Origin of the sequence: Agreia sp. PsM10 (assembly GCF_030433855.1) — a bacterium.
In the GTDB taxonomy this organism is placed as follows: domain Bacteria; phylum Actinomycetota; class Actinomycetes; order Actinomycetales; family Microbacteriaceae; genus Agreia.
In genome coordinates this window covers 248,887-272,528 of the sequence record NZ_JARUXC010000006.1, presented here as the reverse complement: position 1 = coordinate 272,528, position 23,642 = coordinate 248,887, and the positions used below count along the sequence as shown (strand labels likewise).

The 23,642-nt window shown below is 63.6% G+C and carries 21 protein-coding genes and 1 pseudogene; 13 read left to right on the top strand and 9 right to left on the bottom strand.

Annotated elements, in window-relative coordinates; genetic code table 11:
* Nucleotides 1–81: 81 nt before the first annotated feature.
* Entirely contained in the window at nt 82–1,065 is a 984-nt protein-coding gene (locus QCD70_RS10245) for a type IV toxin-antitoxin system AbiEi family antitoxin domain-containing protein (RefSeq protein WP_301215776.1), read from the bottom strand.
* Between the two features lie 228 nt (nt 1,066–1,293).
* On the bottom strand, nt 1,294–2,355 hold the full coding sequence (locus QCD70_RS10240) for a LacI family DNA-binding transcriptional regulator (protein ID WP_301215774.1): 1,062 nt from the start codon (nt 2,353–2,355) through the stop codon (nt 1,294–1,296).
* Nucleotides 2,356–2,422: 67 nt separating this feature from the next.
* On the opposite strand from QCD70_RS10240, the gene QCD70_RS10235 reads away from it, so the two are divergent.
* Both QCD70_RS10235 and QCD70_RS10230 read left to right on the top strand, forming a co-directional pair.
* Nucleotides 2,423–3,661, top strand: a complete 1,239-nt coding sequence (locus QCD70_RS10235) for an MFS transporter (protein WP_301215771.1) — start codon at nt 2,423–2,425, stop codon at nt 3,659–3,661.
* A 28-nt stretch (nt 3,662–3,689) separates the two neighbouring features.
* A complete protein-coding gene (locus QCD70_RS10230) occupies nt 3,690–4,493 on the top strand; it encodes an IclR family transcriptional regulator domain-containing protein (protein WP_301215768.1) in 804 nt (267 codons plus the stop codon).
* 244 nt (nt 4,494–4,737) lie between these two features.
* On the opposite strand, the gene QCD70_RS10225 is transcribed toward QCD70_RS10230, so the two are convergent.
* The gene (locus QCD70_RS10225; protein ID WP_301215765.1) at nt 4,738–5,016 is read right to left on the bottom strand and encodes a hypothetical protein; all 279 of its coding nucleotides are present in this window, start codon (nt 5,014–5,016) and stop codon (nt 4,738–4,740) included.
* Between the two features lie 158 nt (nt 5,017–5,174).
* Nucleotides 5,175–6,560 carry a DUF11 domain-containing protein gene (locus QCD70_RS10220; RefSeq protein WP_301215762.1) on the bottom strand — a complete coding sequence of 462 codons (1,386 nt, stop codon included), beginning with the start codon at nt 6,558–6,560 and terminating at the stop codon, nt 5,175–5,177.
* A 547-nt stretch (nt 6,561–7,107) separates the two neighbouring features.
* Between QCD70_RS10220 and QCD70_RS10215 the strand changes: the two genes are divergently transcribed.
* The 8 genes and pseudogenes from QCD70_RS10215 to QCD70_RS10180 all read left to right on the top strand — a co-directional run bounded on the left by QCD70_RS10215 (nt 7,108) and on the right by QCD70_RS10180 (nt 14,121).
* A complete protein-coding gene (locus QCD70_RS10215; RefSeq protein WP_301215760.1) occupies nt 7,108–8,274 on the top strand; it encodes a CaiB/BaiF CoA transferase family protein in 1,167 nt (388 codons plus the stop codon).
* Nucleotides 8,271–9,098, top strand: coding sequence for a citryl-CoA lyase (locus tag QCD70_RS10210; RefSeq protein ID WP_301215758.1), 828 nt, complete (start codon nt 8,271–8,273; stop codon nt 9,096–9,098). Before QCD70_RS10215 ends, QCD70_RS10210 begins: the two co-directional genes overlap by 4 nt.
* A gap of 2 nt (nt 9,099–9,100) precedes the next feature.
* Entirely contained in the window at nt 9,101–9,961 is an 861-nt protein-coding gene (locus QCD70_RS10205; protein WP_301215755.1) for a hypothetical protein, read from the top strand.
* On the top strand, nt 9,958–10,332 hold the full coding sequence (locus QCD70_RS10200; RefSeq protein WP_301215753.1) for a hypothetical protein: 375 nt from the start codon (nt 9,958–9,960) through the stop codon (nt 10,330–10,332). The genes QCD70_RS10205 and QCD70_RS10200 overlap by 4 nt, the downstream gene beginning before the upstream one ends.
* A 77-nt stretch (nt 10,333–10,409) precedes the next feature.
* On the top strand, nt 10,410–11,897 hold the full coding sequence (locus tag QCD70_RS10195; protein ID WP_301215751.1) for an amidohydrolase family protein: 1,488 nt from the start codon (nt 10,410–10,412) through the stop codon (nt 11,895–11,897).
* Nucleotides 11,894–12,439, top strand: coding sequence for an NADPH-dependent FMN reductase (locus tag QCD70_RS10190; RefSeq protein ID WP_301215749.1), 546 nt, complete (start codon nt 11,894–11,896; stop codon nt 12,437–12,439). The genes QCD70_RS10195 and QCD70_RS10190 overlap by 4 nt, the downstream gene beginning before the upstream one ends.
* Nucleotides 12,440–12,472: 33 nt before the next feature.
* Nucleotides 12,473–12,625, top strand: a pseudogene (locus QCD70_RS10185) (endonuclease NucS); the annotation flags it as partial.
* A gap of 116 nt (nt 12,626–12,741) precedes the next feature.
* On the top strand, nt 12,742–14,121 hold the full coding sequence (locus tag QCD70_RS10180; RefSeq protein WP_301215747.1) for a restriction endonuclease: 1,380 nt from the start codon (nt 12,742–12,744) through the stop codon (nt 14,119–14,121).
* Between the two features lie 121 nt (nt 14,122–14,242).
* Here the strand turns inward: QCD70_RS10180 and QCD70_RS10175 are convergent, their stop codons facing one another.
* From QCD70_RS10175 to QCD70_RS10165, 3 genes are all read right to left on the bottom strand, one after another.
* Complete coding sequence (locus QCD70_RS10175) at nt 14,243–14,761, bottom strand: hypothetical protein (protein ID WP_301215745.1); 519 nt, start codon at nt 14,759–14,761, stop codon at nt 14,243–14,245.
* A gap of 463 nt (nt 14,762–15,224) precedes the next feature.
* On the bottom strand, nt 15,225–16,352 hold the full coding sequence (locus tag QCD70_RS10170) for an SIR2 family protein (RefSeq protein WP_301215743.1): 1,128 nt from the start codon (nt 16,350–16,352) through the stop codon (nt 15,225–15,227).
* A 55-nt stretch (nt 16,353–16,407) separates the two neighbouring features.
* Nucleotides 16,408–18,741: an AAA family ATPase gene (locus QCD70_RS10165; RefSeq protein ID WP_301215742.1), complete on the bottom strand. Its 2,334-nt coding sequence runs from the start codon at nt 18,739–18,741 to the stop codon at nt 16,408–16,410.
* A 162-nt stretch (nt 18,742–18,903) separates the two neighbouring features.
* Between QCD70_RS10165 and nucS the strand changes: the two genes are divergently transcribed.
* The 3 genes from nucS to QCD70_RS10150 all read left to right on the top strand — a co-directional run bounded on the left by nucS (nt 18,904) and on the right by QCD70_RS10150 (nt 20,501).
* A complete protein-coding gene (gene nucS, locus QCD70_RS10160) occupies nt 18,904–19,596 on the top strand; it encodes an endonuclease NucS (protein WP_301215741.1) in 693 nt (230 codons plus the stop codon).
* 8 nt (nt 19,597–19,604) lie between these two features.
* Nucleotides 19,605–20,018, top strand: coding sequence for an SseB family protein (locus tag QCD70_RS10155; protein ID WP_301215738.1), 414 nt, complete (start codon nt 19,605–19,607; stop codon nt 20,016–20,018).
* A gap of 84 nt (nt 20,019–20,102) precedes the next feature.
* Nucleotides 20,103–20,501, top strand: coding sequence for a hypothetical protein (locus tag QCD70_RS10150; protein ID WP_301215736.1), 399 nt, complete (start codon nt 20,103–20,105; stop codon nt 20,499–20,501).
* 94 nt (nt 20,502–20,595) lie between these two features.
* On the opposite strand, the gene QCD70_RS10145 is transcribed toward QCD70_RS10150, so the two are convergent.
* Nucleotides 20,596–22,539: an amino acid transporter gene (locus tag QCD70_RS10145; protein ID WP_301215734.1), complete on the bottom strand. Its 1,944-nt coding sequence runs from the start codon at nt 22,537–22,539 to the stop codon at nt 20,596–20,598.
* A gap of 92 nt (nt 22,540–22,631) precedes the next feature.
* Complete coding sequence (locus tag QCD70_RS10140) at nt 22,632–23,597, bottom strand: RDD family protein (protein WP_301215732.1); 966 nt, start codon at nt 23,595–23,597, stop codon at nt 22,632–22,634.
* Between the last annotated feature and the right edge of the window lie 45 nt (nt 23,598–23,642).

Genomic DNA, 23,642 nt, shown 5'->3' with positions numbered 1-23,642 from the left:
TCTCCTGCGGCGAACCGGTATTACAGGACGGACGGAGGGAGCGTCGGTGTGTCGTCCCTTCTCCGACGGAGTGTCGTCGATTCATCCTGTTGAACGATTCCGGTTCATCCGTCGAAGCCGGTGCAGGTCCTCCATGTCCGAGACCGCCCGACTGATTGCGGCCAGAGTCGACGGCCACAGGTCGAAGATGTGGCGAGGAAGAATCCGAAGAGTCGGGCGACCGAGTGCGAACGACTGCAGAGTCTTTCCGTAGTCCCAGCTGATCTGCTCCTCTTCCGTATGCCACGCGCGGCTGTCGATATCGAGGCCGACGACCCCGTTGATCAGCAGGTCCAGGTCACTGGAGCCTGGAATGCGCACCTGCGGCTCCACAAGGAAGCCTGCCCGTCGCATCCGCACCCGAACGATCGACTCGGGACCTGAATCGGCGGCGGGATCGAGCTCGATCCTCAGCCTCTGCAGCCGGCGCGGGAGAGACCTGAAGAGAGACTCGAGATGTTGAGTGTGCACGACCTTCTTCCGCAATGCGGAGTCGATGGCTGCGATCGCGTGCTCGTCGTCGAGGCAGAGAGCAGCCTGACGAAGAGCGCTCATCGGATCGACCAGCCAGTCGTCGGCCCACGATCGCGCTGTTCGAGTATTGGCGGCATGTGCGCGCTGCCAATGCACGCGTGGTCGACCCGGCTCCGCCCAGAAGGTCTTGTCGGTTCGACGGGTCTCGGGACTCCGGCCGAGCGTGGCGACCTCGTCGAGGTGGAGGCGCGACGCCGACGAGGGAACGTGGATATGAAGCGCCGCATCGAGCCCGCCCCACACGCCGACACGCCGAAGGGCACTCACGCAGCCCACACGTCCTCCGGCCATCACGGCCCGACGCTGGTCGATGTCGGCCTCAGGGAGCGCGTACATTCCTCGGCGGAGCCTCTCGAGAAGCTCCGACCGGCGGGCCGCATCGATGCTGGCCGGATGCACTCCTGCCTCGAGGAGCGTGTGCCTCGACGCGACGTTCCCGTTGCGGCGAACACAATCCTGAACAAGTCGGAGATCTCTAGGGGACACAGTCATTCGAGGATCGTCGTCTTGGCCGACTCGGTGGTGGACCAGAGATCGTCGTCGTGAGGAGAATCCACCGAGTTCGGGGATTCGGGAGGAGAAGTCGAGGTCGGACGTCTCGGGAGGTTCTTCGTATTACAGGATGAAAGAAGTCGTCGTCGGTGTGTCGTCCGTTCCCAGACGGAGTGTCGTCAGTTCATCCTGTTGAACGAATCCCAGTCCGTGGTCCGACGTCGGGGCTCAGGCGGTGGGAGCGGGTCCCGTCGTCGAACCGACGTGCAGTTCGCACGTGAACGCGATCGGGGTGTCGGGGCGGTCTCCGGCGAGCAGCGCAGTGACCGCCGCCCCGGCAGCGTGGCCCTTCTCGCTGGCGGGCTGCACCATCGTCGTGAGATCGTGCGCGAAGCCGTCGATGCGGATTCCGTCGAAACCGATCACGCTCACGTCGACTCCGACCACGAGGCCGAGCTCCTCGATCGCCTGGATCACTCCGATCGCGAGCAGGTCGGCCTGGGCGACGATGGCGGTCGGGCGCTCCGCCGCGTCGACGGAGAGCAGTTCGAGCGCCGCACGCCGACCGTCTTCGGGCGTGTTGTGCACCGACGACCATGCCGGCGCATCCGGATACACCTCGCGGGTGCCGAGCAGCCGCTCCCGGGTCACCGACACGGCGATCGGGGTGTCGTCGGTGACGGGGCCGGCGTCGTGGCCGTCGGCCGTCGCCAGCGTGGCGATGCCCACGCGGGTGTGACCCAGCGACTGCAGGTGCTGAGCGGCGACGACGGAGGCGGCGCGGTTGTCGAGGGTCACCTCAACGAGCTCGGGGCGTGACGGGCCCTCGACGGACACGACGGGGATGTCGCGGCGACCGAAGACCTCGATCGAGTGGTCGACGCGGGTCGAGCATCCGAGCAGGATCACGGCGTCGACCGCCGCGGTGTCGATGGTCGCGGCGCCCTCGCCCGAGTCGGTGAGCAGCAGCAGGCCGGCGCCCTGCGGGCCGAGCGCGGTGGCGACTCCGTCGAGGGTGATGGATGTCACGGGGTCGCGGAACGCATACAGCAGGCTGCCCTCGAGAACGACGCCGATCACGCCGCTGCGCCCCTGACGCAGCGAACGGGCCCGAGGGTCTGGACCGTCGTAGCCCAGCGAAGCCGCGGCGGCGAGCACGCGCTCGCGCGTCGCATCCGACACCGGGCCCGACCCGCTGAACGCGATCGACGCGGTCGAGACGGAGACTCCGGCGGCCTTGGCCACGTCTGCAAGAGTGGGACGGCGGGTGTGTTGATCGCTCGCGGTCATGTTGGTAGCGTAGTCGAATCGATTCGATTTCGCGCGATACCGCTCTTCAACGCATTCAGGACACCCCATGACCACACCCACGAGCGACGTCGCCGTGCATCCCCCGCGTACCCTCATCGCCTGGCGCAACGCGGTCTTCATCGTCTTCATCCTGAGCGGCGTGAGCATCGCCACGTGGGTGGCGCGCCTCCCGGCCATCCGCGACGGACTCGAACTCAACACCGCCAACGTCGGCGTGCTCATCTTCGGAATGTCCGCCGGGTCGGTGGTGGGCCTGATCGTCTCCCCCGCCATCCTTCGCCGCTTCGGGCCGCGCGCCGGCATCACGTTCTGCATCTCGCTGGTCGCCACGGGCCTCGTGCTCATCGGAATCGGCGGAGGCCTCGTTCCCGCCGTCACCGTCGCCTTCATCGGCCTCGTGCTCTTCGGCTTCGGCAACGGCGCGTGCGACGTGATGATGAACGTCGAGGGCGCGGCAGCCGAGCGCGCCATCGGCAAGACGCTCATGCCCCTGATGCACGCCATGTTCTCGGGCGGAACCGTTCTCGGCGCCGGCATCGGCGCTCTCGCGTCGGCCCTCGCCATCCCGGTGTTCGCCCACCTGGTCGGCATCGCCGTGCTACTTGTGCTCGTCGTGATCGGCGCCGTGCGCTTCATCCCCCACGATCTGGATGCCGCGGACCAGGCCGAATCCGCAGGCTCGGCCCCGCGCATCCCGCTCGGCCAGCGCCTCAAGGCGAGCCTTGCCGTGTGGGCCGATGCCCGCCTGCTCCTCATCGGAGCCGTCATGCTCGGAATGGCTTTCGCCGAGGGCAGCGCCAACGACTGGATCGCGATCGCGACCGTCGACGGGCACGAGCAGTCGAACACCACGGGCGCCATCGTCTTCGGCATCTTCGTCGCCGCGATGACCGTGGGCCGCGTCGCGGGCGGGCCGCTGCTCGACCGCTTCGGCCGAGTCCCCACGCTGCGAGTCACGGCCATCATCGGCGTCGCCGGACTGCTGCTCTTCATCCTCTCGACCGACCTCTGGGTCACCATCATCGGCGCGATCCTCTGGGGCATCGGCGCGTCGCTCGGCTTCCCCGTGGGCATGAGCGCGGCGGCCGACGACGAGAAGAACTCGGCCGCTCGCGTGAGCGCCGTGGCGATCGTGGGCTACACCGCGTTCCTCGCGGGCCCGCCGCTGCTCGGCTTCCTCGGCGAGCACTTCGGCATCCTGAACGCCCTCTACGTGATCCTCGCGTTGCTCGTGCTCTCGTTCTTCGCCTCTCCGGCGACCCGCGAGCGCACGTATTCGAAGTGACGCGCGTCGCATAGGGGATACTGACCCCATGGCAGGCCGTAGCGAATCCGCGAACTTCGTCGAAGCCCTCGCGCGCGGCTTCGACATCATCGGAGCGTTCTCCGACGGCCGCACCCGCATGTCGCTGGCCGAGATCGCCGCCGAGACCACCCTCGCGCGGCCGACGGCGCACAGACTGCTCGCCACCCTGATCGAGCTCGGCTACGTGCGCCAGGACGCGTCGATGTTCGAACTCACTCCGCGCGTGCTCGACCTGGGCTACGCGTTCGTCAGTTCGCAGGGCCTCTGGCAGGTTGCGAGGCCTCATCTCGAGGCCCTCGTGCACCTCACCGGCGAGTCGTCGTCGATGGCCCAACTGAGTGGCAGCGACATCATCTACACGGCCAGGGTCGCAGTGCCGAAGATCATCGCGCTGCGCGTCGAGATCGGCACACGGTTTCCCGCCGTGGTCACCTCCCAGGGCAAGGTGCTGCTGGCTTGGCTGGCCCCGGATGCGCTGGAACTCGCGCTAGACCAGCCCAGCCTGTCGCGGGTGGTGATCGCCCACCGAGACCGCGCCGACCTCGACCGCGAACTCGCCCGAGTGCGCGAGTGCGGCTGGGCACTCGCCGACGAGGAGCTCGCTCCAGGGGTGCGCTCCATCGCCGCCCCCGTGCGCGACGGATCGGGAACAGTACGAGCCGCGGTCAACGTCACCGTGCACGCCGCCGAGACGGCGACCTCCGAACTTGTGGACCGCCACCTCAGCCACCTTCTGGAGACAGCCGCTCACATCTCGGCCGACTGGGCTCGGCTCGAGGCCCGACCGTTCAGCGAGATCGTCGACCCGTGATCGGCTATCCGAGCTGAGACGTGTTGTCAAAGCGACTTCAGGACCGCGGTCATGACGCCGTCGAACGGTGCTTCAACAAGTTCAAGTACCGGCGTGGCATCGCGATGAGGTGAGGTGAGACAAACTCGCCCGCCACCCTCCATCGGCTCGCCAGCGGAACCAGCCACAGATCTCCGTGCGCGGGTCCGACCCGTGACCGGAAAGTACGACACCTCCGATCCAGTCCCATCTGGGCAGAGGCACATCAGTATGAGCGGTCGATAACCACTTCCGCAACGGTGATACGGGTCTCACGGGCCGGCGTGGCCCGTGACATCGAAAGATCCAGGTATGACCGTTCGTTTACGCGAACGGTCACACCCTTTTTGTAGGGTACGTAAACCTCAGGCGCCTCGCCACGGACGACACGTTCTAGCAGGGCTAAGGCGGACAACTCGTCAGTCGGCTCAGTGGTAGAGATCTTCGCGCCCCATGAGCTGACTGACAGGTTGGCCTCGACAACGAGAAAGAACTGACTGGACATAAAACCTCCTGATACTGGTGCGAGGCCCCATGTTTTAAATTACTATGTGCAATCAACAACTCGCGTCGCACTGATGCATGCAGAATAATCACAAATGCCGCGTCACAGCCTTATGGCGGGACGCGGCATTTGTGTACCAGTACGTTGGCTCTAAGCGCCTAAGCCCTTGTGGCGATACGCCGGTAGACGAGGAACCCGCCGAACAGGAACGCAAGGACCGCAAACGCGATTCCGGAACCCAAGGTGGTTGTTCCCGTTGCTGCCAAGGATGGCGTGGGCGCTCCGGGTGCCGCGTGTGCAACTCCGCCCGGCTGCGTTGGGGGCACGACGGGCTTCGTCACGACCGTGTCAGTGTCCGTGGAAACACATTCCTCGGCACAGGTCGGTGCCGTGACATTCGCTGTATTTTCGATGACACTTCCGACTACGGCATCCGCAGCCACGCGCACAGTCACCTGCAAGGTTCTGACCTCGCCCGCAGCGAGCGACGGAATCGTCCACAGAACAGAGTTGCTTGCTTCGTCGAAGGCACCTTCATCTGAGGCTGACACGAACTCGAGCGATTCAGGCAATGCGTCCGAGACGGGAACGTCGATGGAACCGGATGCCGAGGTGTTGGTGACGTCGAGGTTGTAGGTCAGCTCTTGACCCGGGTACGCCGTATCAGTCTCGTCGTCCTTCACAATCGAGAACGTGGGAAGAAGCTCGGACGGGCTGTACAGGGTGAAATACACCCACCCTGCACCGCTCGCGTTCTGGAGGTGCACCGTGAGATTGGTCAGGTCCTGTGTGGTGGAGAAGAAGCTGGACATGTTGATGTCGCCACAGTTCGGGGCCTGAGCGTATGTCGACGTGTCCGGGTCGAACGTTGTGATCGGAGCCGCAACATTGCTCGCCCTGTTGGGGTTCTGGTAGACGAGGTCAAAGTTGAGCCATTCACCGCTGGCACTGCTTGTCATGGACACGCCCTCATTCGGTGTGCCACAGACGTCGACGTCGAGAGTTTTGAACAAGCTTCCCGCTGGCAGAGACCCTCCGGGCAGGCTGGTGAAGTCATAGTTCAGCGTCCATCCACCTCGGCGGAAACTCTCGAAGTCGCCGTCGCTGAGCAGATTCACGCTGGGTGCCGGGAACCGACCGTTCTCCATGGCTCCGTCAACAGTCTGGTCGAATCGAAGGTTGGCATCGAGCGTCGCATTGCCTCCGTCAGGCGTCACGGTGACGCTTACCGGTCCGAGATTTGCCGGTGGGACCTGGTAGCCGGTAGCGACGTCGGGCTGGCGGGGCTGCATGATGAGTGTTGTCGGCCCTGTCTTGGGCAGCGTGTAGAAGGAATCGACGAGCGGCCAAGGGTTGCCTGTCGTTTCCTCCGGAAGTCCGGCGCTGTCGATGACCTGGTAACCGACCCAGTTCGGGGAGCCTCCAATCTGAACCGGTGTCTGCCCAGCGGCGACATCCGGGAGGATGGGCTGCGGTGCGGCTATGGCAGGCCCTGCTCCCATCAGCGATAAACCTATGAGGCTGGCCGCGAACGCGCCCGCCATCCCGACCTGTTTCGCTCGTGCACGACGTTTTCCATGTGAATTCTCGACAGAATTTAACAACGATGTCATCGATGCCTCCAGTTGCGTTGTGCAGGCGGCAGGGTCGCCGGCGCTATGTGAGCAAGAGCTCGTTACCTGGGAAGACACGTGTCCGTCTTATTAATTACGCGAGCCGACAAAAACTCAATAATCAGGACAGGATCTCGCCGCTGCTTCGAAACCTGGTGCATGGCAACGAAGCCCCCGCGCGCCAGACTAATTTATTTGAGCAATAATTTCAAAGCGTGTTGCCTCCTAAATTGTAATAGTGCTTTTTGGCGGCATTTATAGATATTTTCTACATTCGCTATACGGGTAAGCGGGAGCCGTGTCCGATCCCACTGGCGAGCGAGTGGAGGATAGGGGCGAAGTAGGGACCAACATCCACAATGGGTTCAGCAATACGCCCCGGGTCACGAACTGAAGCATTGACGGTCGCCTCCTGGAGGCGCATACTTGGCTCGTGTCCGCATCGCGGACATTTGTCCGCAGTTCAGATATGGTGACGATGACGACTCCAGACCCCAGTTCCGCCCCGCGATCAGGCCCTCTCGCCGGCCTCGTTGTGGCCGACTTCTCGCGCGTGCTCGCCGGCCCGTACTCCACGCAGCTCATGGCCGACCTGGGCGCAGACGTGATCAAGGTGGAGAGCCCCAAGGGCGACGAGACCCGCGACTGGGCACCGCCCGAACGCGACGGCGTCTCCACCTACTTCCTCGGCATCAACCGAAACAAGCGCGACGTCGTGCTCGACTTCGGCGACGAGGGCGACCGGGCACTCGCTCACGAACTCGCCGCGCGAGCCGACATCGTGATCGAGAACTTCCGGCCCGGAGGCCTGACCAAGTTCGGGCTCGACTACGACTCCGTCGCGGCTCTGAACCCCGCCGTCATCTACGCGTCGATCAGTGGGTTCGGTTCACAGGCCGGGGCGGCGCTGCCCGGCTACGACCTGATCGTGCAGGCCGCATCCGGGTTGATGAGCCTTACCGGAGAACCCGACGGACCCGCCTACCGCAGCGGCGTCTCGGTCTTCGACATCATGACCGGGATGCAGGCCACGATCGGCATCCTCGCCGCCCTGAACCACCGCAACAGAACAGGCCGGGGACAGCACGTCGAGGTGAACCTGCTGTCGACGGCGCTCTCGGCGATGGCCAACCACAGCTCGACGTTCGTCGCCGGCGGCCAGGTGCCGTTCCGCATGGGCAACGCGCATCCGAGCCTGTTCCCCTACGAGCCCCTGGCGGCCAGCGACGGCGAGATCGTGATCGTCGCCGCGAACGACGCCCAGTTCGTGAAGCTCGCCACCGCCCTGGGGCTCCCGCACCTGGCCGACGATCCCCGCTTCGCGAAGACCGAACTGCGCAACCGCAACCGGGAGCAGCTGCGCCCCCTGCTGCTGGAGGCACTCGCGACCGCAACCGTGTCCGAGTGGTTCGAGAGACTGACACAGGCCGGCGTCGCCTGCGGGCCGATCAACACCATCGACGGGGGCGTGGCCCTCGCCGAGAGCCTCGGCCTCGAGCCCGTGGTGCTCGTAGGCGAGGGCGAGAGTGCCGTGCCCATGATCAGGAACCCCATCGACTTCTCGCTCACCCCTCCTGCCTACCGCAGCGCGCCGCCCGCGCTGGGCGCCGACGACACCGAGATCAAGGACTGGCTCAGATCATGACCGACTACCCCACCGGAATCGGAACGAGCGACCTCTCGAGCATCTCGCTGCTGGGGCAGGATCTGAGCGCCGATCTTCTCGGCAAGGTCACCTTCGGCGAGCTGGCGTTCTGGCTCGTCGCCAAGAGGCGACCGACGGCGGCCGAGGGCCGGGTGTTCGAGGCGGTGCTCGTGTCGCTTGCCGACCACGGCTTCACACCGACCGCAATCGCCGCGCGGCTCACCTACTACAGCGCCCCGGACTCGCTTCAGGGAGCGGTCGCGGCCGGCCTGCTCGGCGGCGGCTCACGCTTTCTCGGGGTCACCGAAGACACGGGCCTCTACCTCGACGCGATCGTGCAGTCCCTCGATGCCGACACGACGGCCTTCGATGACGCCGACTGGGACGAGGTGGCGCGCACGGCCCTGCATGCTGCGAAATCCGAGAAGCGTCGCATTCCCGGCCTCGGGCATCCGGTGCATAAAGACGGCGACCCACGAACCCCCGTCATCATGCGCATCGCCGAGGAGGAAGGCACCCTCGGCCCGCACCTGCGGCTGTTCGCGGCCATCGGCCGGGTGCAGCACGAGGTGCTCGGCAAGAACCTCCCCCTGAACGGCGCGGGAGTCGCGGGCGCGGCCCTTGCCGACCTCGGGCTGCCGGTCACGATGCTGCGCGGCTTCGCCCTGCTCGCCCGCACGGCCGGGCTGCTCGGCCACATCAGGGAAGAGCAGGTGAGCCCGATCGGGCCCGACGTCTACTACTCGGTCGACCGCAACGCGGTCTACGTGCCGCCCACCCCCGACCCTTCTGCAGAAACAGACACATCCGGCGAAGGAGCCTGACGATGGCAGAACTGAGCGCCGTTCTGGCGACCACACACCACCCCTTCTATCTGAAGGCCACCACGGCGCCGCCCGAAAGCCGCATGCCCCAGGCCGACGAGTGGAAGCGCAAGGTCGAGGCCTACCGAGAGACGCTGACCGCCGCGAAGCCCGACATCCTCGTGATGGTCGGGGCAGACCACTTCCACCAGTTCTTCTCCGACAACTACCCCGCGTTCCTCATCGGCAAGCAGCCCACCTACGACGCGATCTTCTACAACGAGGAGCGCGAGTTCGGCATCCCGCCCTATGTGCTCGACGGCCACGAAGAGCTCTCGGGCTTTATGCTGCAGGGTCTGCTCGACCGCGGATTCGACTTCTCCGTCAGCCACGAACTGAAGCTCGACCACTCCATCATCTGCCCGATCATCACGACCAGGCCCGACGCCGATCTGCCCGTCGTGCCCATCTACACCAACATCTTCGCCCCGCCCCTGCCCAGCCCGAAGCGGTTCTGGCAGCTGGGCCGGGCCATCCGCAGCATCATCGACGAGTACCCCTCAGACCTGCGCATCGCCGCCGTCGGCAGCGGGCACCTGTCGCTCGAGCTCGGAGGTCCGCGCCAGTTCGGCGAGACGGGCCCCGACCCCATCTTCGACCGCAAGGCGATCGACTGGCTGGCCTCAGGCGATATCGACGCGATCCTCGAGAACGTCACGCACGAGTCCATGTCCGGGGCCGGCAACGCCACCCACGGATTCATGGACCTCATCCTCATGATGGGCATCGCGGGCGCGATTCCCGCCTCCTACGTCGACGAGCTCGACCTCTTCCACACCCGCGAGATGTACATGACCTGGTACCCCGGAGGCGATCCGCGATGAGCAAGTACTACGTGAACAAGTTCCTCTACCAGGTCGATCGCGACCCCGAGCTGCTGGCCGCGTACAAGGCCGATCCGGATGGCCTGGTCGAGCGATGGGAGACCGAGTACGGCCCCTGGCTGGGCACGGGGAACCGGGTCGAGAAGACCAGTTGGCTCTCGTTCACCGACGAGGAGCGCCGCGCGCTCGTCGAGCACGACTACACACGTCTCTTCGAACTCGGCGCCCACTTCTTTCTCACCCTCACGATCTTCATCGCCCTCTACAACGACGACTACGAGACGAAGTCCGGTCCGCTGGCGTTCCAGCGGGAGTACGCCGTCAAACTCGCCCACTGGCTCGGCAAGGACTACCCGACCGTCGCGCTCTGAGCCATCCAGCACCACCGCAAGCAGCACCCCGCTTCACCCGCACCACCCCCACCAGACATCGCCGAAGGAGTCGAATCATGTCGCAGAACCCGAACACCCCCGAACCGCCCGACGACGACCGTCCGATCGTCTTCCGCAACGGAACCGTCGTGACCGTCGATGACCAGCGACGGGTCCTGACGAACTCCGACGTGCTCGTGATCGGCACCAGCATCGCGGCCATCGGCCAGCACCTGGCCGTGCCCGACGGCACCTTCGAGATCGACGCGACCGACGGCATCCTGATGCCCGGCATGATCGACACCCATCGACACATGTGGCAGACCGCCATGCGCGGCTACGGCGCCGACTGGACCCTCACGCAGTACTTCGTCTGGTACTACCTCGAGCACGGCAAGAGCTTCCGCCCCGAAGACGTGCACGCGGGCAACCGCCTGTCGGCGCTCGACGCGATCGACGCGGGCGTCACGACGACCGTCGACTGGTCGCACGGGCTCCGCACCATCGACCACGGCGAGGCGGCCCTCGATGCCCTGCGCTCATCGACCGGGCGGTTCGTCCTGGCCTACGGCAACATCTTCGCCGGCCCCTGGGAGTGGACCGCAGACCCCGACGTTCTCGCGTTCCTCGCAAAGAACAACACGGGCGCCGACGACCTGAGGTTCCAGCTGGCATTCGACGTCACCGGCGACCCCGCGTTCCCCGAGCGCGCCGCATTCGAGGCGGCCCGCGAGCTCGGGCTGCCGGTCACCACCCACGCCGGAGTCTGGGGCGCGACCAACGACGATGGCATCCGGCTCATGCACGAGAACGGATTCATGGCGCCCGAGACGGTCTACGTGCACGCGGCCACGCTCAGCGACGACTCCTACCAGCGCATAGCCGCCACGGGCGGATCCGTCTCTCTGTCGACGGAGAGCGAGCTGAGCTGCGGCCAGGGCTACCCGCCGTCGTGGATCCTGCGTCAGCACGGCATCCCTGTGTCTCTGTCGGTCGATACCAGCGTCTGGTTCTCGAGCGACCTGTTCTCGGCCATGCGCTCGACCCTCGGCGCGGATCGCGGGTGGGAGCACATCAAGGCGCACGAGCACGGCGACACCGTCACCCACTCGCACCTGCGCGCCGAGCACGTCGTCGAGTGGGCCACGAGGGGCGGGGCGGCGAGCCTCGGCATGCAGAACCTCGTGGGTTCGCTCGAGGTCGGCAAGCGCGCCGACATCGTTCTCATCAAGAACGATCACTCGCCCACCATGTACCCGATCCTCAATCCGAACGGGCACATCGCACTGCAGGCCGGGCGCGGCGACGTGCACACAGTGATGGTCGACGGCGCGATCGCCAAGTACGACGGCGAACTGCTGGGCGACGACCTCGCCTCGGTCAAGAAGGAGATCGAGTCGACCGTCGACTACCTGCAGAGCGAACTCGGCGAGCCCGCCTGGACGCAGGGCATGAACCCCGACGCCCCCGAGGCCAAGATGCTCGACAACCCCTACACCTACACCGACTACAAGGACGCCTCGACCCATCAGAAGGAGTCGGAGCGGGCAGACGTGACGCTGTGAGGCTTCTCGTGCTCGTGGCGAGCATCCGCGAGACGCGAGTGGGCCGCGCCATCGGCGACTGGGTGGTCGCGGCGGCCGGCGCGCATGCGCCGCATCCGGATGCCGGGGCGTTCGACGTCGATCTCGTCGATCTGCGGGAGTTGCAGCTTCCCCTGCACGACGAGCCGCATCATCCGAAGCTGGGACGCTACATCGGCGAGCCGGCGAAGCGATGGAGTGCTCGGGTGGCCGCGGCCGACGCGGTGATCTTCGTGATGCCGGAGTACAACCACAGCTTCTCGGCGCCGCTGAAGAACGCCATCGACTACCTGCATGCCGAATGGCGAAACAAACCGGTGGGCATCGTCAGCTACGGCGGCCTGTCGGGCGGCACCCGCGCCGTCGTGGCCCTGCAGCCGGTGATGGTGAACCTCGGCATGAGGTGCCTGAGCACGAATGTCGAGATCGCCTGGGTGGCGGAACACGTGACCGACGGCGTGTTCGCCGCCACGGAGCGTCACGACAGGGCGCTGTCGGCGCTGCTCGACGAGCTCGCCGGCTAACCCGCTTCGCGCGGGGCCGAGTAAACTCGCACGGTGCGTCTCGTCATTGCGAACTGTTCCGTCGACTACGCAGGCCGCCTCTCGGCGCACCTGCCTCTGGCCACCCGACTCCTCATGCTCAAGAGCGACGGGTCGATCCTGGTGCACTCCGACGGCGGCTCGTACAAGCCGCTCAACTGGATGAGTAGCTGAGGCTTGACGTCCTTCTCGTTCGCCTCGAAGAGGGTCTTGGTGTCTGGATCGACGCCAATCGGTATCCAGTCGAGGTCTGGGAATTGATCAGTCGCCGCTAGCATCCCAATATGGGGTTTGACACGTACTTCGAGGTCGGTGACCGTACGCTGATCGACTACCGCAAGCAGGCAGGTGATCTACCCAGGTTCGTGTTCGATTCCTCGGATGCCGTCATCGACGGTGGAGATGAGGAAGAACGCCCCGAGAGTGTCGATTTCGCGACCACCGCGGCAGGTGCGCTGGCCGTGCTTGAGGCCCAGGGCTTCGGGTGGAGCGCTTGCGTCGCAGCCTACGGCGCGGTGCGCAGCGGATGGGCATCCGGCGGTTTCCTCACCGGAATGTACATGGCTGAAGAGTACCGGGGAGGCGACGAGGCGGAGCTCCAGAACGCCAGGCGTCACGCAGAGAAACGTGTCGCTGAAGAGAGTGAAGCAACACCTGAAGGCGACCTCGCGGCTCTCGGACAGCTGTTGGCGGCCTCGTGGCTAGATGGAGCGGTTGAGGAGCCTCTCTTCCTACACGAGTTTCTCTGGGGGGACATGCCCGAACGGTCCACCGATCACATCTCGCAGGTAATCGATGCAGCTCGGAAAGCTAGCATTCCCCCACTCCCGCCCGCGCGGGCTGTCGAAACATTGGGCGCTCTCTTCCGTGAAGCTCGGCTCGTTGCCTGGCCTATCCTCATGACAGTCTTCCTGACCCACCTACCCGCCGACATACCCGTCAGTTATGCACTCACGGAAGGCATGGACGATTTTGAGATAGACAACCGGCCTTCCGCGGAAGCCTTTGTTGACAGTTGGTGGACGGGCACAGGCGGAGCGGTCGCCGACTACGCTCGCAATCTCGGTGTCCTCTTTGGAGTACTTGCTGACTTCGAGGGGCGTATGGGTTCCCAATACTGGTTCGGGCAGGCTATAGCGGCCCTAGATCACCTTGAATCTCTGAACGCGGATCGATCAACAAGCACGAACAAGCAGCGTGGGGACGCGCTGGAACGCCTCGTCGAGGCTTTGTTCAACACTGAAGGCCACGACCTCACGGTAGCGGAGAAGAACTTTCGCACGGACGAAGAAGAGGTTGACCTGGTTCTACGCAGCAATCTCCCCGATGCGTTCTGGTTGGCACAACATAGCCCGTACTGGTTCGTCGAATGCAAGAACTGGTCGAAGCCCGTCGGTGTCGCCGAGATTCGAGTGTTCGAGTCAAAGATCGATGATCGGAAGTCGAGCGTGCGAATCGGCGTCTTCGTTTCCGCGAGTGGCTTCTACGGGACTGCAGTGACTCGTCTCAAGCAAGCGCAGACCAAGAACATCGGGCTCATCTATGCGATTACGCTCGAAGATATTCGCGGGCTGATCGAACGCCGACAGACACTCTCCAACTGGCTGCTCCACGAGGGTGCGATGCGAGTATTCGGGCAGGGACTCGAAGGCATTCCGGACTGAACAAGTGCTGCCTATCGACAAGGGAGCTCGGGGTGAAATGGCCCGGGACCAGCTAATCAGTCGCTGACGGCAGTGCGAGAGTCCTCTCATCCACGCAAGTCTTACGGCAGCTGACCAAGCATCACCTAGTCAAAGTAATTGGGTTCACCTGTCCCCGCGCGAAATACACGCCGACGCCAATGCCCACCATGATGAAGAGCCCCGTGGCCAACATCCTCTTGTTGCTCACTCGTTCGTTCACCTTTACAAACTCTGATGCCTTGTCACCGGATGCTTCACGAGTTTCGCGGAGAAGCGCGTATATCTGAGCGCGTTCCTCGACACTTACGTTTTCTGCTTCCAGGCGCTTTAGCAAGCCTTTGATGAGTTTGTCATTCATCAACAAGTACTGATCGAAGAGGTGCTTATTGTCGGAGCGCTCGTCCGCGGTCACCGCGTCGAAGACCTCCATGCCGAGCTTTAGATAGTGAACGAGCTGCGGCTGGCCCAAAGCGAGCCGCGCCACCTCTTCAGGGTCCATGCTCATCCAGCGAGCGGCCTGCTCCTTCGCCAAAACTTGCCATCCGTCCGGGGACGGCGCATCTCCGCTGCCCGCCTGCGAACCCGCTTCGCTGCTGTGCTGTTCGTCAGCATCGCTCATCGCTGCCCCCTTGAAGTTGCGGCCACTGTATCGGATCGGGCGGTCAGCGGGTGATCGACCGGTCGAGATTCGTGGTCTGGCCACGCTTCTTGGGCAATGACTTGTTCGTTGGATTCTTGAGCAGGCTCCCGACTTTATTCCGATCACCGATGACATTCCAGAGGAGCACATCGACCAGATCGAACGAGGAAATGAGATTCCGGCCGGTTCGACAGAAGCGATCGGTGTACGGATCACACACCTTGAAGACTTGCTGGCTTGCGATCTAGGCATTAGGGGTCGAGATGACACGAGACGATGCGCTTCTGACGGGATTGGCGCGCAGACTCGATCCAGTGACCGCCAGTGAAGTGTTGAGTGCCACCGCCGACGACGACTGGACACGCATCTCTCCTTCGCACAACACGCTTCCCCGAGCTGGATGACGAGCGCGTAGGGCTTGTTGCGGGTCGGCAACTTCTCCTTATGATATGAATCGCTGCCAGTGCTTCGTGTCCTGAACACCATTGGCTCCTCGCCGGTTGATCGTGAGCCAATCCTTGGAATCTCCATCGTCCGCGCCCCACCCAAAGGCCCTCTCCACTTCTAATCGTGTGGGCGACTCGCCGTAGGTGACGACCAGGACCGTCGGATTCTCCTCACAATCAAGGAATACGTCACTCAACATCTTGTTGACGGGCGCGTCCTTGAATGAGTACCCGATAATAAGCCAATGATCAGCGCTTTCTAGGCCGAGGCTAAACATTTCGTAGGCGAGGCTAAACGGATATTCCCCCACGTGCTGGGCTTTGTCCCGCGGGTTCGCCAGCACAACTGCCGGACGCACATCGGTCGTTCCCTTTCGCACTGCTTCCCATTGATCGCGGTCATCCAGAAGCTCCTTCGGGAGTTTCGCATGGATCGAGTGGTCTCTGTTCACCCAGTAAGTGAGAGAGCCATGGAGATGCAATAGGCGGATGCGGCGTGAGGATGGAAAGTCAGATGCGTCGCGGCGAAGAGCTTGAACATCCCGCGGCTCCCAATCGTTGACAGTGACGCGCACCGTGCGGCGGCCATCCGCAAGATCAGCGAGTTCGCTCGACTTAAAGACGTGAAGCATGGCCGCGAGCAGAAGAGTGTCGTAGTTCAGGTTCCCGAAAACGACCTTTCCGTTGAAGCTCGTAGCGATGGCAGACACGAGGTCGTGAAGATTCGCGGCATCGTCCACGTAGGCGCGCGAGCGTTCGCAGATGACCTCCAGCACATGAGATATGCCGTTATCGCGAACCTTCTCGGCAAACGAAGCGACTTTGCGGATCGCCTTCAGGAGCTTTTTATCCTTTGGGGTGGTTAGGGACGCGAGAGTCTCTAAAGTGCTGAGTGTTCGTGATTCGGAACCGAACGCGCCTACAAGCTGTTCGAAGTCGTCGGCGCTCGTCACGCCATCGGGAAGCGCGCGCTCGGCTATCTCTTTCATGGCAGCGATTACGTCATTGCCGTCAGCCGCTTCAATTCGTCGCATCACTTCTTTAGTGATGGTTTGTAGATTGAGACCTGGATTGAAGGCTATTGAAAGCCCATTCCCTACAAGTACCGCGGCATTGTGGCTCATCGACATCCGAGTGCCTTCCGTTCGAGATCGACGAACTCCAACACCACTTGTGGCGTCATCTCTCACCTGGACTGCCTGAGGGGACGGCACGGGGTTCCCGTAGGAGCAAGTGTTGCTTGTCGACCTTCGCTGCCTGACACATCCTTCTGAAGTGCTGCTCATCGACGGCCTTGAGGAATTCCATTGCTCTGCGAAGTTGAGCTTGGACGGAACGCGCATCGAGCACGTCGACGCTTTCGCTGCCCTCGCCGTGCGAATAGCGGTTGCAGAAGTCGTACACATCACGGAACGGCGAACCTTCTTCGGCCTCGACCAGAGAACGCAGTTGTTCCGAGAAATCGGTTCGATGAGGAGCCTTGTAGCTTGCGAAGATTTCGAGAACTCGGCGAGCAGCATTCGGGAGCAGGAAGAGACGGTCGCTATCAGGACCGTCACCTACACCCGCCATGACCATAGCGAACAGATAGGCGTACTCCGATGTAGTACTCAACAGAAGAGGGGGCAGGGCAGCGATCCGAGTACCACGTTGTTCTCCGTCCTGAGCCGAATACATTTCAAGGAAGGCGACCTTCGGAAAACGAGTCTCGTGTGCATCACCCATCCGAGTGGCCTTATTTGAGGCCCCCCACTTGCCGCCCTTTGACTTTATGAAGAGGCGCAGAAGCCCGAAGTCGTGGGTCAAGATTATGAACTGCCCGAAATTTTCCAACGTATCGAGTAGCCACTGATGAGTTGCGAAAATTGCCTCTCGATCAAGCGAGCTCGAGGGGTCATCGATAACGACAATTCGTTGCGCTCGCTCTATGCCTGACTCCTGTTCATCCTCAAGGCGCCTCAGGAAGTACAACAAGGAGAGAGTCATCCTTTCGCCCTCGCTTAGATGCGTTGCAGGGGCATCACCACGTCGGCAAACGTAGGACTTGCCGTCATCCGTGACAACCACCGTCAAGTGATGTTTGCCATACACGCGAGAGAGGTCATTAGTGAGGGTGTCTGCCATGGCCTTCGTCGTAAACTGGGCCGCACGAACTTCTTCGAGCCTCCGTTCGGCTCCACGCGCTTCATTCTGACTTCTTGTCCGTCGAAGAGCGGCCTCTGTTGCTTGTCCTTCGGCAGCCGTGAAATTTGCGTGTTGTGAACCGACAATATGACCGAACACGACGCCACGTGACTTTGCCATGTATTCGACGCGCCGAGTGACTTGATCGTTGTGTTCAACAATTGCTTTCGCAGCAGCAGCTATCGAGATGCGCTGCGATAAGAGCGATATGTCAGGACCGAGGGTTTGTGTCGTCGGATCAGACGACTTGAGTTCCAGAACTGCTTTGAGCTCATCGAGCAGAGAGATTCGTGCCCGAACGGCCGCCTGGATATTTTCTTCGGCGTCAGCGTAAGGACGTTGCAAGTCGGTCGTTAGTTCAGAGGCATCTGGCAACCGGAATAGCCATTGTTCAAGCGCGTTAGTGGCAAAGCCAACTCCCCGGAGCAAGTCATTCGCCATGGTTCGTAGTCTCAGCCAACTAGCGTCGAAGTGCTCAGCTAATTCTTTCCGTCGAGCATCATCGAAACGCTTACCGCAGAACAGACAGTCATCGCGAGACTCATGAAGAGAGAGACCCTCCTCCACCCAAGTCTGCGCAGGTGGGTTGCCCTCCAGCGCATCGATTGCAAGGCGCATAGGGCTTTCCCCCAGCAAGGCACCCACACCATCCAATCCGATGACGCTTGCTGAAGGCGGATCGAGCGTGACCGGGATACTTTTTAGCGACGGTTCCGCCAGCTTCACGAGTGCTGCTGCGTGCTCGTTGGCCGAGGGGAAGACCTCTCCGTACTTACGTAGTTCTTCTTTTACCTTCGGGAGATTGAAACGATTTCGGGTGTAGTACTCATAGTCGAAGGGTCTTAGCTGGTTGACGATCTGGCTTTGAACATCCGCGGCCAGCTGGTCAGCGAGCTTTTCCGCGGCGATCACCTGCGAGTTTGCTTCAGCTTCGGCTGCCCGGAGTTCCGCAATCTCGACAACGAGTTGCGCTTCTTCCTCTTTCGCGTGAATCGCTTCGCTGCCAAGGGTGACAATTCCCGAGGCGCTCTCGCCGTCCAAAAAGTCCGCGAGGTTGTCATCAACCCACTTTCGAGTGAAGACGGCCATGGAGGGTGACGGGGAGCCGTCTTCCTCACTTACTGTCAAACGCGCCTTGTCCTCGTCTTCCCAGATCATCTGAGTTGCGGGAGCGTCATCCGCGAGGCTTAGTAGCAACTCTGCAAAAGTAGACTTACCGCTCCCGTTGTGGCCATAAATGATCGACTGCGCACCTAACGGCGCCGTTGTAGGCCAAAAATCTCTGTCAAGTGAACGCCAAGTACCATTCACATCTATTCGACGAAGCATGGGCAGACTCTAGCGCGAGGTCAACGGCGCGGGTAGAACGAAGTCGATGACTCGACGTGTCGCATGGTTCAACGTGAGGAGGGACAGATCGGCGCACGACGGGATGCGTTGTAGCGTTCCAGCGTGCAGATCTATACCCAACACGTCCGTTAACGTTGAACTGTGCGCCTCCTTATTGCCCGCTGTTCCGTCGACTACACAGGCCGACTGAGCACGCATTTGCCCCTTGCGACCCGCCTCATCATGATCAAAGCGGACGGAACGGTCGCTTTTCATCGAGACATACAACATCAGCCGCTCAACTGGATGAGCCCGCCCTGCTACATCACCTTCGACGAGCCCGATGACGTGCAGAAAGATGCCGGCATCACCCAGCTCTGGAAGGTCACGCAGAAGAAGACCGACGACGTCCTCGTCGTGAGCATCTACGACGTGCTGCACGACTCGTCGCACGAGCTCGGCATCGACCCGGGCCTTCAGAAAGACGGGGTCGAGGCGCACCTGCAGAAGCTGCTCGCCGAGCAGATCACCCTGCTGGGCGACGGGCACACGCTCGTTCGCCGCGAATACATGACCGCCATCGGGCCCGTCGACATCCTGGCCCGCGATTCGGTCGGCGCGGCTGTGGCCGTCGAGATCAAGCGCCGCGGCGACATCGACGGGGTCGAGCAGCTGACCCGCTACCTCGAGCTCATGAACCGCGACCCGCACCTCTCGCCCGTTCAGGGCATCTTCGCCGCCCAGGAGATCAAGCCTCAGGCCCGCACGCTCGCGCAGGACCGCGGCATCCGCTGCGTGGTGCTCGACTACGACGCCATGCGCGGCCTCGACGACAGCGACTCCCGACTCTTCTAGGAGCCCCCATGGCCAAGCGTCCCGTTCCCTTTCCCCGCTCGTACGTGAACACGGCCGTGCGCGACGCCCTCGGAGCCTTCGAGGCCGAGCCGAGCGTGGCCGGCATCCAGAAGGTCTTGTCGCTCGCGACCACGGGCGGGCTGGTCGTGGATGTCACGGGGTCGACCCCCGAATCCGGCCCGCGTGTGCGCACACTCACCTCCACAGACGGCCAGCTGGTGCTGCCCTTGTTCACGTCGCTCGCCGAGCTGGGACTCGCCGTGCCCGAGGCCGAACGCGCCGACGTGCAGGGAACGATCCTCGCGGGCCGCGACGCCCTCGCGATCGTTCAGAGCGCCGACATCGTGGCCGTGCAGTTCGACCCGGGCAGCCGCCAGGTCATCGTGAAGCGCAGCTTCGTCGACGAAGCGCTCGGCCAGTAGTCACCTCCGCGGACAAGAGGTACCGGTAGACCGGGGCATACTGCCCGCACCGGGCACTACTGCGGAACAAGTAGGCTCCCACTCATGGAACCGGACAAGAGCGCGCTCAAGCTGCTTCCGAAACCCCTCGTCAACAGCGCCGCACGCACCGCCACGGTGAACGCCACTCTGGCGGGCGTCCTCACCGTGATCGGCTTCGTCGTTCTCTGGGCGCCGCTCTACCTCCTGCGCGCCGACGGGCAATTGGTGCTGGCGCCCTTCGTGTTCGTCTGCATTCCCGTGATCTGGTACTTCGCGATCCGCGCGATCGTCTTCGCGCGCCGCGGCCTGCGCTGGGCCGAGACACCGGATGCGGCGGGAGCCACCGGACTGGGCGCCCGCGCCGCGCGCCGAAGCCTCATCGGAGGGGTCGCCGCACTCGTGCTCCCGATCCCGCTCTTCCTGTTCGGCGGCCTCCCGCTGACGCTGCTCGGTCTCGCCTGACCGCGAGTATCCGCGAGCGCGGGAGTTCCCGCGCTGCGCCGTGGCAGCGTCGCCGCGCTCGGCGGGAACACCCGCGCTCGGCGAAGCTAGCCGGCTAGCTCACGTGCACGTCGGGGCGCCTCGAGCGCTGCGACTCCGCCCTGCGCAGCACCTCGCGCGTCACCGGCGCGACCTCTCCGCCTCCTGTGATCAGGTACTTGAACATGTTCGAGATGGGGTTGCCCTCGGTCCATTCGAAGTAGATGTCGGGCACCGTGCCCGTGAGGTCGCGAATGGCAAGCAGCACCGTGGCGATCGTGTTCGGGATGTTGCCGCTCGTCACCTGCAGCACGCGGTTGCCGTGCCGCACGACGCCCCGCACCTCGAGATCCTCCTCGAAGTTCGACGAGTCGGTGGGGTAGACCTCGAGGAAGATCACCGGCCGTCGCGACGGGATCCCGCTGTCTCGTCGCTCTTCTGAGATCTTCTGCTTGTATTCGCTCGCGCTGCCGTCGTCGGGCTCGTTGGCGACGATGAGAACCTGGTCGTAGGCATCCGCGTCGGCCAGCACGAAGTCCTGCGCCGCCGCATCCAACGTGACCGAAGTCGCGCGCAACTGGAACGAGCGCTGCACCCGCGACACGATCGAGACCACGAGAATGCCGAGGATGAAGAGCGCCGCGATGCGCACGCCGTCGGGCCGCTCGAACACGTTCGTGATGGTCGTGTACACGAAGACGATCGCGATCACGCCGAATCCGATCGTGCGCTTGCGCTGCTTCTTGTGCAGGGCCGAGAGCGTCACGGCGACGGATGCCGAGGTGATGAGTACCAGCACGCCGGTCGCGTACGCACCGCCCTGGGCATCCACATCGGCCTGGAACACGATCGTGATCACGAATGCGATCAGCGAGAACACGATCACGAGCGGCCGCACGGCCCGCGCCCACTGGGGCGCCATTCCGTAGCGCGGCAGGTAGCGGGGCACCAGGTTGAGCAGGCCGGCCATGGCCGAGGCTCCGGCGAACCACAGGATGCAGATGGTGCTGATGTCGTAGATCGTTCCGAACGCGGGCCCCAGGTATTCGTGCGCGAGGTAGGCGAGGGCTCGCCCGTTGGCCTCGCCGCCGCTCTTGAACTGCTCCTGCGGAATGAGGAACGTGGTCACGATGCTCGACGTGATCAGGAACGTCGACATGATGATCGCCGCGGTCGTGAGCAGCCGCTGCGCGCCCCGGATGCGTCCGGCCGGGTTGGCCTCGGTGTCGCCCGGCTTTCCCGAGATCTGCGGCATGACCGCGACGCCGGTCTCGAAGCCGGAGAGTCCCAGCGCGAGCTTGGGGAAGACGATGAGCGCGATGCCGACCATCACCACGGGGTTGCCGTGCTGGGCGGTGAGCGCGGCCCACCAGTCGGTGACGACGACCGCGTTCTGGGCGACGTGCCCGATCGAGACGACGATCACGATCGCGTTCAGCACGAGGAACACGGCCACGAGCACCACGGCGATGTTGATGGCCTCCTTGAATCCGCGCAGGAACACCGCGGCGAGCAGGGCCACGAGCACGAGTGTGATCACGACCTCGTTGCCGTGGAACCAGCTCGGGGCGAACGGATTCTCGACGGCGTGCGCCGTCGCATCCGCCGCCGACAGGGTGATGGTGATCATGAAGTCGGTGACCGCGAACCCCAGCAGCACGAGCACGAACAGCTTGCCGCCCCACCACGGAAGCAGGCGCTCGAGCATGGCGATCGATCCCTCGCCGCGGAAGCTCTCGCGGGCGACTCGACGGTACACGGGCAGCGCCCCGAAGAGAGTCAGCAGCACAAGCACGACCGTGGCGAGAGGAGAGAGCAGCCCCGCGGCGACGGCGGCGATGGCGGGCTGGTAGCCCAGGGTCGAGAAGTAGTCGACGCCGGTGAGGCACATCACCCGCCACCACGAGTTCGTCTTCTCGACCTTCGCGGCGTGCGGGCCCTGGTGCGAGCCGGAATCGTCGGTCAGGCCATCCAGAAGCCACGCGCCCAGGCCGCGCCGCCGCACTGTGGAAGTCGTCATGAGTACAGCTTGGCCCCCGCGCGACCCGTCCGGGACCGGATGGCGCCGCAGCGCTGCAGTCCTAACGGATTCCTAACGGGCACCGCTCGCCACTAGCGCGGGTCGAGCCCGCGTCTGACATTCAGCACCATCGTTCGTGACAGCGAATCGTGCAGGCCCTGGTGCCTCCCCGACTTGTCGCGCACCGCGGTGACGAGCAGAAGAACCCACCAAGGCCAGAAGACGACAGGGAGCAGGAGGACTCCGCGGCCCAGCGCACGCCCGATGCCGGCGCGCATCAACGTGTCTTCGCGAACGATTCGTAAGCCGAGGCAGAGAAGTCCCGGAGTCCATCCGGAGAGCCCTACCGTGACGATGAGACCGATCAGATAGACACCTCCAACGATTCCGAGCGTCGTGAAGATGACACCGCCCTCACTCGAGGTCGACCCGTTGATCAGAGCGCCCACTCCGACACCGATGTTCGCAACAATGGCGAGAAACACGAGATCAAGGGCGAACGCGGCGATCCGCGCTCCGATGCTGCCGACAACGAGTTGTTTGCCGAATACGACTGTGCCGCTCCTTGGCAACGCTCGCGCCCGAGAGCCGAGGTGCTCGGCCAGCTGGGTCGCCTCGTCCGCCGACGCCTGCCACACCACCACGAGCGAGTAGCTGTCACGTCCGTCCTCCAGGCGAAGGAGCTGCAGGCCGGCCGCGTTCAACAGCCGATCCGCCCAGGCGAGGGCATCGGGCAGCGGCACCAGCTCGGTGCCCAAGGCAGACAGGTCGACGCCCTGCCCTCGAACGATGGCCAACGAGTCGAGGTCGACCTGAAGCTCGAGGCTCGACTCGTGCGGAGCGAGTTCGACAAGAAGGTTGTTGCGCTCGAGCCAGTCGATGCAGATGACCCAGGGCGTAGCCTGGCCGACGTCGTGAATGCCTCGTGCTCGTAGAGTCTCGGCATTCTCGTCGAAGTACGACGCCGGATGCGTGACCGCCTCGAGCAGACGGGAATCGGCAGTCAGGAGCGAGCAGAGGCGTTGCCACTCGCTCTGCACTGCCTTCTGCTCAGGCACAGGCGCAGCGCCATCTAGAACCGGGTCGATGCTCGAGAGCTTGCT